This is a genomic window from Sinosporangium siamense, from assembly GCF_016863435.1.
Taxonomy (GTDB): Bacteria; Actinomycetota; Actinomycetes; order Streptosporangiales; family Streptosporangiaceae; genus Sinosporangium; species Sinosporangium siamense.
In genome coordinates, this window is the sequence record NZ_BOOW01000030.1 from 50,729 (window position 1) to 62,663 (window position 11,935).

Here is an 11,935-nt window from a genome sequence, read left to right on the forward strand (position 1 = left end):
GATGAGTTCGCCGTCGTGCCCGGCTGACCGGCCATATCCAAGCGCTACCTGCGTGGCAAGGTGTGGACCGGCGGTCCCCGGTGCGGTCGGCCCCGTGCCGAAAAGGGGTGGCCTGGGACGTGGTGGGTAGCGTCCGAATATGCCAGAAGACACCGACAGCACCCCGCCGGCGCAGCGTCAGCCGCGCCCGGGCGAGACCGAGCCCATGGCGCCGCAGCCGCGGGACGAGATGCGCGACTACACCGGCACAGGCCTGCTGAAGGGCAAGCGCGCGCTGATTACCGGGGGCGACTCCGGGATCGGGCGGGCGGTCGCCGTCGCCTTCGCCAAGGAGGAAGCCGACGTGGCGATCGCCTATCTCAGCGAGCACAAGGACGCCGAGCACACCAGGAGCCTGGTGGAGAAGGCTGGGCGGCGCTGCCGGCTCTACCCCGGCGATCTCGCCGATGCCGGCCACTGCGCATCGGTGGTGGAGCGGGCGGCCGCCGATCTGGGGGGCCTGGACATTGTGGTGAACAACGTGGCCTACCAGGCTCCGGTGGAGTCGCTCGAGGAGCTCTCCGACGAGCAGTGGGAGCACACGTTCGCGGTCAACATCCACAGCTACTTCCGGGTGACCAAGGCGGCTTTGCGGTTCCTGGGTGAGGGCGGGGCGATCGTCAACACCTCCTCGATCAACGGCCTGCGCGGCAACAGGTCGCTTATCGACTACGCCGCCACCAAAGGCGCGATCAACGCCTTCACCTACTCGATGGCGCAGAACCTGCTGGAGCGCGGCATCAGAGTGAACGCCGTCGCGCCGGGACCGGTGTGGACTCCGCTGATCCCCTCCACCATGCCGGAGGAGAAGGTGGAGAAGTTCGGCGAGCAGGCGCCGATGAAGCGGGCCGCCGACCCCGATGAGATCGCACCGTCTTATGTCTTCTTCGCCTCTGACCGGCTCTCGTCGTATTACACCGGCGAGATCCTCGCCCCGGTCGGCGGGGAAACCCTGCCCGGTTAGGCCCATCCTGGGGGTGCCACACGATCGGCCCGGCTCACCGTCAGCTTCGCCGAGCGGGCCGCCAAGAGGCGGAAATCCACCAATTTTTACGGCAGAGCGGTGTTGGCCGCCTGCATTCGTGGAAGTAGGCACATATTTTCAAGCATGCCTAAAGGCTGCGTTGCGCCGCGTCAGGCACAAGGGTGGTCAGCAGTCTGTCCCAATCGTCCAGGAAGCGGCTGAGGCCGAAGTGGGCCAGGGCAGCGGCGCGCGCCTCGGCTCCAACCTCGGCGGCCAGGGCGGAATCGGTCGCGAAGGCCGCCAGGGCGTCGACCAAGGTGGGCACACACGTAGAAAGCACGCCAGCCCCGGGCGGAATTGCTTCAACGGCCTCGGTCGTCGCCAAGGCAACAACCGGCATTCCCAGCATCATGGCTTCGATCAGCGCCAACCCGAGCGATGTCCACCTATAGGGATGGAGGTAAACCCGCCGCTGTGCCAACTTCTCGTGCATCATGTGCTGTGGAAGGTCGTCGAAGGTGTTGTATGGCAAGCCCGTGACCTTCATGCCGAAAATGTCCAGTGGCGTCTTGGCCGCGAAGGCCGCAAGCAAATCAGTGCCCGTAACGCGGTTGCGACGCACCGGCTCGTTGACCACCACGGCCGCACGTGGCAGGGCACCGGTGTATCGGTGGCCGGGATCCCGCACGCCGTGCTCGATGACATAAGAGCATGCACGGCCAGAGTCCCACATCAAGTGGTTGAAGTGGGTGACATGGACCAGTGGGATGTCATCCCTGTCCGCCATGGGGTGACGGGTGGCGGGGACGTCGCCTGCCGGCGTGTTGTGTTCGACGTAGACGGCGGGCAGGTCTGTGCCCGGGTGTCTCCCCAGCCAGCGGTGGACCAGCTCGGCCTCGTGGGGGCGCTGAAGGACCACGAGGTCGACCTGTTCGTTCCCAAGCATGTCCCAGGGCACTTCCCGGACGGAGGCGGGCCAGGGGAAGGTGCGCGCTCTGCCGCGGCCGTCCGCGCAGCGCTCCGGGGTGAGCGGCACCACATAGCTGTGCCCGCCTTGCACGAACGAAGTGGTCCAAGAGCCGTGCACATGCCAGAGAAGCACCTTCATCCGAGCACCCTCCCAACCGCGGACAACAGGTCAGGAGCCACCTCGCGAGCGGCGAGCACCTCGTCCGGGAGTGTTTCTGCCGTCGGCACAAGGATTCCGCGTGCACCGGCCGCCGCGGCGGCCTCTACATCACGCCCGATGTCGCCGATCACAACGCAATGGCGTGGCCGTACGCCCAAGGCGGCGGCGGCGCGCTGGACAAGGCCGGGGAGGGGTTTTCGGCAGAGGCAGAGATCGGTTTGCCGGTGAGGGCATACCGCCCAGACGTCGAAAGGCCCGAGAAGCTCCTCTACTCGGGCATTGACCAGTTCCAGGGCGGTCATGCTGAACAAGTTGCGTGCCACGCCGGACTGATTAGTGACCACGCCAAGGGGAATCCCCGCTTGGCGGAGAAGCCGCAGAGCTGCTGCCGCATGCGGCATCGGTCTCACTCGATTTGGATCCGCATTATACGGGACGTTTTCAATTATCGTTCCGTCGCGATCGAAAAGCACGGCCGCAGGGAGCCTTCGAGATCGCGAGCCGATCATTTCGCCGCACGCACGAATCATGTCCTCTCCCGAACATCACACGACTACACAGAGTTATGGTTCCCTACTTTGGGGCCACACTTCGCCCTCTTATTGGAAAAGGGGTGTTTGCGGGAGTTCACCGGCGGTACGCCGTAAGGACTCGGCGAGAGGTGGGTGAAATGCGCTTTCTAGGCATCAATGCGATCTTTCACGACCCTGCCGCCGCGCTTGTAGTAGACGGAGAAATCGTGGCCGCAACCGAGGAGGAACGATTCTCTCGCCGCAAACACGGCAAGAGGCCCGTCCCCTTCTCGGCATGGGAGCTTCCCGAGAAGGCCGCGGCATGGTGTTTGGATCAGGCAGGGCTGCGGCCGGAAGATCTGGACGCGGTCGCCTACTCCTATGACCCGGATCTCGTACGGCACGGCGGAGACGGCCAGGATCCAGGCTGGGAAGAGCTTCGCACCACCTATGCCCGCCGCGCCCCAAACTTCCTCGCAGGAGTCTTGCCTGGGTTGGACCCCGGGCGCGTGCGCTATGTCCCCCACCACATCGCCCACGCGGCTTCCGCCGGGCTGGCCGCGCCGTACCGCGATTCGGCCGTGTTGGTCTGCGACGGCAGGGGCGAGGCGGTCTCGCATTTGGCCGGCCGTTACCAGGACGGGAAGCTCACCATCCTCGCGGCCCAGGAGCTTCCACATTCCCTCGGCCTCATGTATGAAGAGGTCACCGAATACCTCGGCTTCACTCGCTCCAGCGACGAATACAAGGTGATGGCACTCGCCTCATACGGCGAGCCCCGCCATCTGCCGAAACTACGTGAACTTGTTTACGCCACCGAGGACGGCGGCTTTCGCGTCGAGCCGATCGACTGGCAGAGCTATGCCAAGGCCCTGCGACCAGGCGAGCGCTGGAGCGCCGATCACGCGGATCTCGCGGCCAGTGTGCAGGCCTGCCTTGAGGAAGTGCTCCTTGATCTGGCCCGATGGCTCTATAAGCAAACTGGCGAAAGACACCTGACGATGGCAGGGGGCGTGGCCCTCAACTGCGTCGCCAACACACGCTTGCTGGTGGAGGGACCTTTCTCCGACCTTTGGGTGCAGCCCGCCGCCGGAGACGCGGGAACGGCTCTTGGCGGCGCGCTCCACTTGTCCGAGTGCGTCGGGGAGGGAGCCGGTCCCATGCGGGGAGCCGATCTCGGGCGAGGGTGGAGCGACGACGAACTCGCGCGATGGCTTTCGAACGCGTGTGTGGCATATGAGCGGCCGATCGACCTAGCGGCCGTTGTCGCGGAAGAATTGGCTGCCGACCGGATCGTCGCATGGTTTCAGGGGCGCAGTGAATACGGCCCGCGAGCACTTGGTCGGCGCTCTCTGCTGGCACATCCGGGACGTCCGGCCAACACGGAACGGTTGAACCAAGTCAAAGGACGTGAGCAGTTCCGTCCGATCGCCCCGATGGTGCTGATGGAGCGCGCGCAGGAGATCTTCCAACGCGGACCCGAGATCAGCCCGTACATGCTTTTTGTGCACGACGTGCGGCCCGAGTGGCGAGACCGGATCGCCGCTGTTGTCCACGTCGATGGCACCGCACGGGTGCAGACGGTGGACAGGGCCGACGACCCGTTGCTTGCGCGGACATTGGAGCAGTTCGATAAAAGAACCGGCTTGCCCGTCCTCGTGAACACCAGCCTGAACACGGCGGGCCGACCCATGGTCGACGATCCGCGCGACGCCTTGGAGTGTTTTGGTGCAGCCCCGGTGGACGTCCTTGCGATCGGCCCCTTTGTCGTACGCCGGGCGGAGGTCTTCTCAACGTGATCACCGTTGTGATTCCCACTGTCGGGCGCGCCTCTCTGGCCCGCACCCTCGCCGCGCTGACCCCTGACCGGAATGAAGTGGCCCTCGCCGAGGTATTCGTAGTGGACGATCGGCCGGACGGCACCGCCGAGCCGTTGCCCGTCCCCGAATGGGCGAAGGTGCTGCGCTCCGGGGGGCGCGGCCCGGCAGCCGCGCGCAACGTGGGCTGGCGAGCGGCCGGAACGCCGTGGGTGGTGTTTCTCGACGACGATGTGGTGCCGTCGCCCGAGTGGCGGTGGACCCTTCACACAGATCTCGCCGGGCTGCCCGAGGAGATCGGCGCCAGTCAGGCACGGATCGTGGTGCCGCTCCCGAGGGATCGTGCACCCACAGATGCCGAGCGCAATACCGCCGGACTGGCCACTGCCAAGTGGATCAGCGCGGACATAGCCTACCGGCGGGAAGTGCTGGAATATGCCGGCGGATTCGACGAGTGCTTTCCCCGCGCCTACCGGGAGGACGCCGACCTCGCCCTGCGGGTCAAGGCGATGGGCTACCGCCTGGTCAAGGGGCGGCGGGTGAGCAGCCACCCCGTGCGCCGGGACGGGTTCTGGGCCAGTGTCCGCTTTCAGCGAGGAAACGCCGACGACGCGTTGATGAGACACCGCTACGGCCCTGCCTGGCGTGACGTCATCGGTGGTGCGCGTGGACGCCTTCGCCGGCACACGCTGACGACCGCGTCGGGAATGACCTCGATACTCGCCTTCGCTCTCTTCAGCGCGGCCAAGGTACGGCTGCGCCGTACCTTGGCCGTGTGCCAAGCCGGCGATCTCATAGGTAAGGGGCGTGGAACGGGCACCGCCGCCCCTGTGCTGGTCGCGCTCGGAGTGGGCTCCGGTCTGACCTGGCTGGCATACACCGCGATGTTCGCGTGGACGCGCATCGCGCCGGGCCCCCGTACAGCCGGGGAGGTCGCACGCATGGCGGTCACCAGCGTGGTCATCCCGCCCGTCGCCTGTGCATGGCGACTGTACGGCGAGTGGAAAGTGCGACGTTGACCGGCTCCGAGCCCGCCGGGGAGAGAGCGAGAGGCACGGTGCTCATCGCTCGACTCGACAACGCGGGAGACGTGTTGCTCGCCGGACCGGCGGTCCGAGCAGTGGCGGCGGGGGTTCGGCGGATAGTGCTGCTCACAGGAACGAGGGGCAGCGCCGCCGGTGCTCTCCTGCCAGGGGTAGACCAGATCATCACGTGGGATGCGCCATGGGTGGGGTACACGCCACCGGAGGTAAGCGGCCGCGAAGCGAGCAAGTTGATCCGATTGGTGAGAGACAAAGCGCCGGAGCTAGCCTTGATCTTCACCTCGTTTCACCAATCGGCCCTGCCGCTCTCCCTGCTGTTGCGCTTGGCCGGCGTACCGGAGATCGCCGCTATAAGCGGCGACTATCCGGGATCACTGCTCAACGTCCGTCTTACAGTTGACGAGAGTGTGGACGTTCCCGAAGCGGAAAGGATGCTGAACCTCGTCAAGGCGGCGGGCTTCGACCTTCCGATCGGCGATGACGGGGCTCTGGCCGTACGCAGACCGCTTCCCAAAGTCCAGCGCCTTACCGGTCCTCGTGGCTACATAGTGGTTCATCCGGGTGTGTCGGCCCCTGCTAGAGCGTGGTCCCCCACCTCCTATGCGAAGGTGGTGCGTCTTCTCACCGATCGTGGGAAGCGCGTCGTGGTGACCGGGAATACCGACGAACGTGTCCTGACCGCAGTGGTCGCCGGCACACGCGCTCTCGACCTCGGCGGACGGACGAAGTTCGCCGAGTTGGCGGCGGTCATCGACGGGGCGCAGGCGGTCGTGGCCGCGAACACGGGGCCCGCTCACCTTGCGGCGGCTGTCGGCACACCTGTGGTGAGTCTTTTCGCACCGGTGGTGCCCGCCGAAAGATGGGCGCCTTATCGAGTGCCCGCGGTAGTCCTCGGAAACCAGCACGCACTGTGCCGGAACAGCCGTGCCCGGCTCTGTCCCGTGCCAGGCCATCCCTGTCTTTCCTCAGTGACCCCCGACGAGGTTGTCGAGGCGGTCATCCGCCTCGACGCCGCGAATCACCGCGTGAACGAGATCGCGAACGAGGGGGTGCGATGAGAATCGCTCTGATATCTGAGCACGCGAGCCCGCTGGCCGCGGTCGGGGGGGTCGACGCGGGAGGGCAGAACATCCACGTCGCCGCATTGGCCGCCGCGTTGGCCGAACGGGGCCATGAGGTAGTGGTCTACACCAGACGCACCAGCGAGGTCGAGCCCCACAACGTGCCGATGGCACCTGGAGCGACGGTCAGGCATATCACCGCCGGGCCTCCTGAGGCGGTGCCAAAAGACGATCTCCTTCCGCACATGGCCGATTTCGCGACGGAACTCGGCCGCCATTGGTCGCGGTGGACGCCCGATGTCGCCCACGCGCATTTCTGGATGAGCGGCGTCGCCACTCTGGCGGCCTCGCAGAAGGTCGACGTGCCCGTCGCCCAGACCTTCCACGCCCTTGCCACGGTCAAACGCCGCTGGCAGGGAGACGCCGATACGAGCCCGCCAGAGAGAATGGCCCTCGAAGAGCATGTCGGGCGGCACGCCGGAGCGATCATCGCGACCTGCAGCGACGAGGTGCGGGAGCTATCGGTGATGGGAGTTCCGCAAGACAGAGTGGTCGTTGTTCCATGCGGAGTCGATCTCAGCAGCTTTCAACCTCGCGGTGAGTGCGCCTGGAAAGGGGAGCGGCCTCGGATTCTCAGCCTCGGCCGCATGGTGCCCCGCAAGGGCCTCGACACGCTTATTCACGCGCTGCGCGATGTGCCGGAAGCGGAGCTCATGATCGTCGGCGGAGAACCGTGCGACGAGGAATATGTACGGCTCGCCGCATTGACCGCCGTTCACGGGGTGAGCGACCGAGTACGGTTCGTAGGAAGCGTACCCCACAACGAGGTGCCAAAGCTCCTGCGGTCCGCGGACGTGCTGGTCACCGTTCCGTGGTACGAGCCGTTCGGCATAGTGCCGGTGGAGGCCATGGCCTGCGGTGTTCCGGTGGTCGCGTCCGCCGTCGGCGGTCATCTTGACACGGTGGCCGGCTGCGGCCTTCTCATACCTCCCCGGCAACCTGAGCTGGTGGCCAGAGCCTTGAACGATCTACTGGCCGACGCTCATCTCCGTGCCCGGCTGGGAGCGGCAGGTGTGCGGCGCGCCCGTGCTCGATACGGCTGGCCTCGAGTGGCCGAGCGCACGGAGCACGCTTACAAGGCTTTGCTCGCGACATCAGCCGACCAGCTCGCCGCGGCGGAGGGATAGGCAGATGCACACCCACCTGATCCAGCTACGTGACGCCCTCGCCGCGGTCGACGCTCAGACCGGCAAGATCGAGGCATGGGGCGGAAAGCTCGCCGCCGTGCTGCGCGGCGGCGGGCGGCTCCTCGCCTGTGGAAACGGCGGCTCGGCGGCCGAGGCCCAGCACCTCACGGCCGAACTGGTCGGTCGCTTCAAATGCGAGCGCCGCGCCTACTCCGCGATCGCTCTGCACGCCGACACCTCATCGTTCACCGCGATAGGCAATGACTACGGGATGGAAGAGGTGTATGCCCGGCAGGTCCTGGCTCATGGACGCTGCGACGATGTGCTGCTATGTCTGTCAACCAGCGGGAAGAGCCCTAACGTACTCGCCGCGGCCGCATCCGCCGGCGAAATCGGCGTCACGGCGTGGGCATTGACCGGGCCGGCACCGAATCCGCTTATCGCCATGTGTGACGACGCTCTCGCCGTACCTGCCGGCGACTCGGCCACCGTGCAGGAGATCCACCTTGTTCTCATCCACATGCTGTGCGATGTGGTGGATCGGACGCTGTCATGAACGGGCCCCTTATCGTCATCGGAGACTCCCTTCTTGACGTCGACCTGGAAGGCGACTCCGAGCGTCTGTGCCCTGACGCACCCGTACCCGTTGTCGACGGCCACATCGAGCACCGGCGCCCGGGTGGCGCTGGGCTGGCGGCTTTGCTGGCCGCGCAGGACGGCGCCCGCGTCATTCTGGTCACCGCGATCGGAGACGATGCCGCCGGACGCTGCCTCGCCGATCTGCTTTCGGCCTATGTGGAAGTCGTACGGCTACCGCTGCACGGCCTTACCGTTCGCAAGACGCGGATTCGAGTGCGCGGACAAACGCTCCTGCGTGTGGACACCGGCGATGGGCGAGCGCATACGTGTGAAGCCGGGTTCTGTCTCACTCCTCTCGGGTCGGGCGGCTACATCGTCAAGAACACTGCGTCCCAAGGTGGAAAGGACCCTGGCGAGTGTGCGGTAGGCGAAGGGGTGTCTACATACGCCAACCCCGGAATGGCCGCATGGAGCGACGCCGGCCCGTCGGAGTCCGCGAGACGGAAAAGCGGAGTCAACGGTGAGGCAGATCACGGACGGGTCGGCGACGCCGTTGTCGCGGCGTTGAAAAGCGCCTCGGCGATCCTTGTTTCCGACTACGGAAAGGGGGTGGCCGATCTGTGCCGCGGCCTTCTCGACGACATCGAGGTGCCGGTGATCTGGGATCCCCATCCGCGAGGCGGGCCGCCGGCCCGCGGATGCACACTCGTCACACCGAGCGAGGCCGAGGCGGAGGCGATGTGCGGGGGTCAGCATGTCTCCCCCGAACGCGCCGTCCGCCGTCTCGTCAGGGAACTCGACGTCGAATCCGTCGCCGTGACGCTTGGAGGTGATGGCGCTGTCCTCTCACGGAGGGGTAACCGCTCATCGCGGTTCCGCCCCCATCGGATGGTATCCGGCCAGGACACCTGCGGCGCGGGCGACCGCTTCGCCGTATCGGCCGCGTTGGCGCTGGGCAAGGGGTGCGCCGCCGAGGAGGCGGTGAAAGGGGCCGTGGAGGACGCGGCCGGGTTCGTGGAGCGCGGAGGAGCGGCGGCCGTGCGGCTCGACGCCGTCGCCCCACGCGACTTGGTGGATCCGCCTGAGACGCACGACCTCCGAACGACGCGAGATCGTCCTCCTCGTGGCGAGCACTTGCAGAACGAGCGCGTTGGGGGCGGCCGAGTTTCCACGCCGATAGGCGCGCCGCAGGCGATGCCCGATGTCCGAGGCGATAACGCCCTCTCGAAGGGGTTGGGCACCGATCTTGAGTGTCTCGGCGCTTCCTTTCGTACCTCGGAGTCGGCCACCACAAATGCGGCGTCGCCGCTGAGTTCGGCGGCTGACGTGCTGCACCAGGTTCGCGCCGAAGGGGGCAGAGTCGTGGCGACGGGCGGCTGCTTCGATTTGCTCCACGCCGGCCACCTGAGCCTTCTCCGCCGTGCGCGAGCCTTGGGAGACGCTCTGATCGTCTGCGTTAATTCAGACGCATCGGTCAGGCAGCTCAAAGGGAATAGCCGACCGATCGTGAAAGAGCAGCACCGCAGCGAGATGCTGTGCGCCCTCTGCTGCGTGGACGCCGTGCTGATCTTTCACGAGACGACTCCGTGCGAGGTGATCGAACGTATACGTCCAGACGTGTGGGTGAAGGGGGGCGATTATCACGATCAGGGGTTGCCGGAAGCACCGATCGTGGGTGCCGTCGGAGGGGAGATCGTCATATTGCCCTGCCTCCCCGGCCACTCCACCACAAAGCTCATCGCAGCGGTGCAAGCCGCCCGTTGACGGTGAGCGGCCGATCCAACGCGAGCCGATGGGGCCGGCGGCATTCGCGCCGGTCTTGTTGAGCCGAGGAGTCGTTCCGCAGATTCGAGGCCGTGGCCTCGGGCTCACACAGCTGAAGTCGAGGGGGAAGTCGATGGTAGGAAACATCCTGATCACCGGAGGCGCGTCCGGGCTGGGGAAAGCCACCGCCACAGCCGTCGAGAAGGCCGGAGGACGAGCCTTGGTGATCGACGTGCGGCCGCCTGCCAACGGCCTCGAGTACGTGATCGCGGACGTCTCCGACCGGCGTCGAGCGGAGGACGCGGTCGGAGAACTGGCCGAACGCGCCGGCGGACTCGACGGGGTGGTCACAGCCGCGGGCATCGATGCCTGCGGGCCGCTCGAGGACGTGGCGCCGGCGGCCTGGGAACGCGTAATCAACGTCAACCTGGTTGGGACCGTGTCGGTGGTGCGCGCGGCCCTGCCGTACCTGATGCGCTCCAGTGGGCGAGTGGTGACGTGTGCCTCCACCCTCGGACTGCGTGCCGTCGGTGATGCGACCGCATATTGCGCCGCCAAGTTCGGAGTAGTGGGGTTCACCCGGGCGCTGGCGGCAGAGCTCGCAGGGCGCGTCGGGGTTACTCTGCTGGTGCCCGGTGGCATGCACACGCCGTTCTTCGACGGGCGCGACGAGAAGTACAAACCAGCGGCCGATGCCCGGCTGAACCAGCCGGAGGACGTCGCGGCGGCGATTGTGTTCGCACTCGCCCAACCGCCGGGATGTGAGGTTCGCGAGCTGGTCGTCTGCCCATCCAACGAAACATCGTGGCCTTAGGCGATGTGTCCAAGGGGAGAGGCCGACACCCGGCCTGCGGTGCTGGTGCTTCGGGCGCTGGGGCTCGGTGATCTTCTCACGGCTGTGCCAGCGCTGCGCGCTGTCAGACGGGCCTTCCCTTCGCATCGCCTCGTCCTCGCGGCACCGCGAGCGTTGGCAGACTTGCTGCCGCTTATCGGGGGTGTGGATGAGCTGTTGCACCTTCCGAGACTGGGGCCGATAGCCTGCGAGCGGCCCGAGATCGCGGTCAACCTGCACGGCGCCGGACCTCAGAGCGTCGACGCGCTGATAAGCACCCGGCCGACGCGCTTGATAAGCCACTCTCACCCGAGCCGCCCCTGGATCACGGGGCCGGTGTGGCGCGAGGAAACGCATGAAGTGAACCGCTGGTGTGCCCTCCTGGACTGGCACGGCGTTCCTGCCGATCCACAGGAGCTGGCTCTTATCCCCCCACCGCCGTGGCGGTCGGCCGGCCATGTGGTCATCCATCCGGGAGCGGCATATGCGGCCAGGCGCTGGCCCGCAGAACGATTCGCGGAGGTCGCCACTGCCCTGCACGCGCGATACGGAACAGCGATCTTGATCACCGGGTCGTCGACAGAGCACCACATCGGATCCTCCGTCGCCGATCTGGCCGGACTGCCGCGACAGTGCGTGATGGCGGGCTTGACGGATCTCACGACCCTGGCGGCAATCGTCGGATCGGCATCGCTTGTTATCTGCGGGGATACCGGAGTGGCGCACCTCGCCTCCGCACTCGGCGTGCCGTCGGTAGTGCTCTTCGGTCCGGTCTCGCCCTCCCGGTGGGGACCGCCTCCCGGCGGGCCCCACCGCGCATTGTGGGCGGGAAAGCAGGGTGACCCCCACGGGAAATACATCGACGAGGGTCTACTGCGCATTGATGTGGAGGAGGTGATGGCCGCGGCATCGGAACTCATGGAACCTCGATGTACGGCACTGCCCCGTGAGAGGCGCCGCCGCACGTCGAGCGGGATCAACCGTCCAGCCTGACGACGAGGGGGAGCT

The 11,935-nt window shown here is 66.6% G+C and carries 11 protein-coding genes; 9 read left to right on the forward strand and 2 right to left on the reverse strand.

The features are described 5' to 3' along the window. Positions 1-205 precede the first annotated feature (205 nt). The gene (locus tag Ssi02_RS23020) at positions 206-1,003 is read left to right on the forward strand and encodes an SDR family oxidoreductase (RefSeq protein ID WP_204029535.1); all 798 of its coding nucleotides are present in this window, start codon (positions 206-208) and stop codon (positions 1,001-1,003) included. Positions 1,004-1,151: 148 nt separating this feature from the next. Here the strand turns inward: Ssi02_RS23020 and Ssi02_RS23025 are convergent, their stop codons facing one another. Both Ssi02_RS23025 and Ssi02_RS23030 read right to left on the reverse strand, forming a co-directional pair. Continuing rightward, entirely contained in the window at positions 1,152-2,111 is a 960-nt protein-coding gene (locus Ssi02_RS23025) for a glycosyltransferase (RefSeq protein ID WP_204029039.1), read from the reverse strand. Next, entirely contained in the window at positions 2,108-2,662 is a 555-nt protein-coding gene (locus Ssi02_RS23030; protein WP_204029041.1) for a D-glycero-alpha-D-manno-heptose-1,7-bisphosphate 7-phosphatase, read from the reverse strand. The genes Ssi02_RS23025 and Ssi02_RS23030 overlap by 4 nt, the downstream gene beginning before the upstream one ends. A gap of 140 nt (positions 2,663-2,802) precedes the next feature. Here Ssi02_RS23030 and Ssi02_RS23035 point away from each other — a divergent pair, with 140 nt between their 5' ends. The 8 genes from Ssi02_RS23035 (at position 2,803) to Ssi02_RS23070 (ending at position 11,920) form a co-directional block, all read left to right on the forward strand. Beyond that, positions 2,803-4,443, forward strand: a complete 1,641-nt coding sequence (locus tag Ssi02_RS23035; protein ID WP_204029537.1) for a carbamoyltransferase family protein — start codon at positions 2,803-2,805, stop codon at positions 4,441-4,443. Next, the gene (locus tag Ssi02_RS23040) at positions 4,440-5,480 is read left to right on the forward strand and encodes a glycosyltransferase family 2 protein (RefSeq protein ID WP_204029043.1); all 1,041 of its coding nucleotides are present in this window, start codon (positions 4,440-4,442) and stop codon (positions 5,478-5,480) included. The genes Ssi02_RS23035 and Ssi02_RS23040 overlap by 4 nt, the downstream gene beginning before the upstream one ends. 293 nt (positions 5,481-5,773) lie before the next feature. Then, a complete protein-coding gene (locus Ssi02_RS23045) occupies positions 5,774-6,562 on the forward strand; it encodes a glycosyltransferase family 9 protein (RefSeq protein WP_307825761.1) in 789 nt (262 codons plus the stop codon). Beyond that, complete coding sequence (locus tag Ssi02_RS23050; RefSeq protein ID WP_204029046.1) at positions 6,559-7,752, forward strand: glycosyltransferase; 1,194 nt, start codon at positions 6,559-6,561, stop codon at positions 7,750-7,752. The genes Ssi02_RS23045 and Ssi02_RS23050 overlap by 4 nt, the downstream gene beginning before the upstream one ends. A gap of 4 nt (positions 7,753-7,756) precedes the next feature. After that, complete coding sequence (locus Ssi02_RS23055; protein ID WP_204029048.1) at positions 7,757-8,308, forward strand: D-sedoheptulose-7-phosphate isomerase; 552 nt, start codon at positions 7,757-7,759, stop codon at positions 8,306-8,308. Beyond that, complete coding sequence (locus Ssi02_RS23060; RefSeq protein ID WP_204029050.1) at positions 8,305-10,095, forward strand: PfkB family carbohydrate kinase; 1,791 nt, start codon at positions 8,305-8,307, stop codon at positions 10,093-10,095. The genes Ssi02_RS23055 and Ssi02_RS23060 overlap by 4 nt, the downstream gene beginning before the upstream one ends. A 133-nt stretch (positions 10,096-10,228) precedes the next feature. After that, complete coding sequence (locus tag Ssi02_RS23065; protein ID WP_204029052.1) at positions 10,229-10,909, forward strand: SDR family oxidoreductase; 681 nt, start codon at positions 10,229-10,231, stop codon at positions 10,907-10,909. Positions 10,910-11,104: 195 nt separating this feature from the next. Next, positions 11,105-11,920, forward strand: coding sequence for a glycosyltransferase family 9 protein (locus Ssi02_RS23070; protein ID WP_239129425.1), 816 nt, complete (start codon positions 11,105-11,107; stop codon positions 11,918-11,920). The last annotated feature ends 15 nt before the right edge of the window (positions 11,921-11,935 follow it).

Coding starts and splice junctions, on each gene's coding strand:
- Ssi02_RS23060 (WP_204029050.1), top strand. CDS start 8,305: ATGAACGGGCCCCTTATCGTCATCGGAGACTCCCTTCTTGACGTCGAC.
- Ssi02_RS23050 (WP_204029046.1), top strand. CDS start 6,559: ATGAGAATCGCTCTGATATCTGAGCACGCGAGCCCGCTGGCCGCGGTC.
- Ssi02_RS23035 (WP_204029537.1), top strand. CDS start 2,803: ATGCGCTTTCTAGGCATCAATGCGATCTTTCACGACCCTGCCGCCGCG.
- Ssi02_RS23020 (WP_204029535.1), top strand. CDS start 206: ATGGCGCCGCAGCCGCGGGACGAGATGCGCGACTACACCGGCACAGGC.
- Ssi02_RS23025 (WP_204029039.1), bottom strand. CDS start 2,111: ATGAAGGTGCTTCTCTGGCATGTGCACGGCTCTTGGACCACTTCGTTC.
- Ssi02_RS23065 (WP_204029052.1), top strand. CDS start 10,229: ATGGTAGGAAACATCCTGATCACCGGAGGCGCGTCCGGGCTGGGGAAA.
- Ssi02_RS23055 (WP_204029048.1), top strand. CDS start 7,757: ATGCACACCCACCTGATCCAGCTACGTGACGCCCTCGCCGCGGTCGAC.
- Ssi02_RS23030 (WP_204029041.1), bottom strand. CDS start 2,662: ATGATTCGTGCGTGCGGCGAAATGATCGGCTCGCGATCTCGAAGGCTC.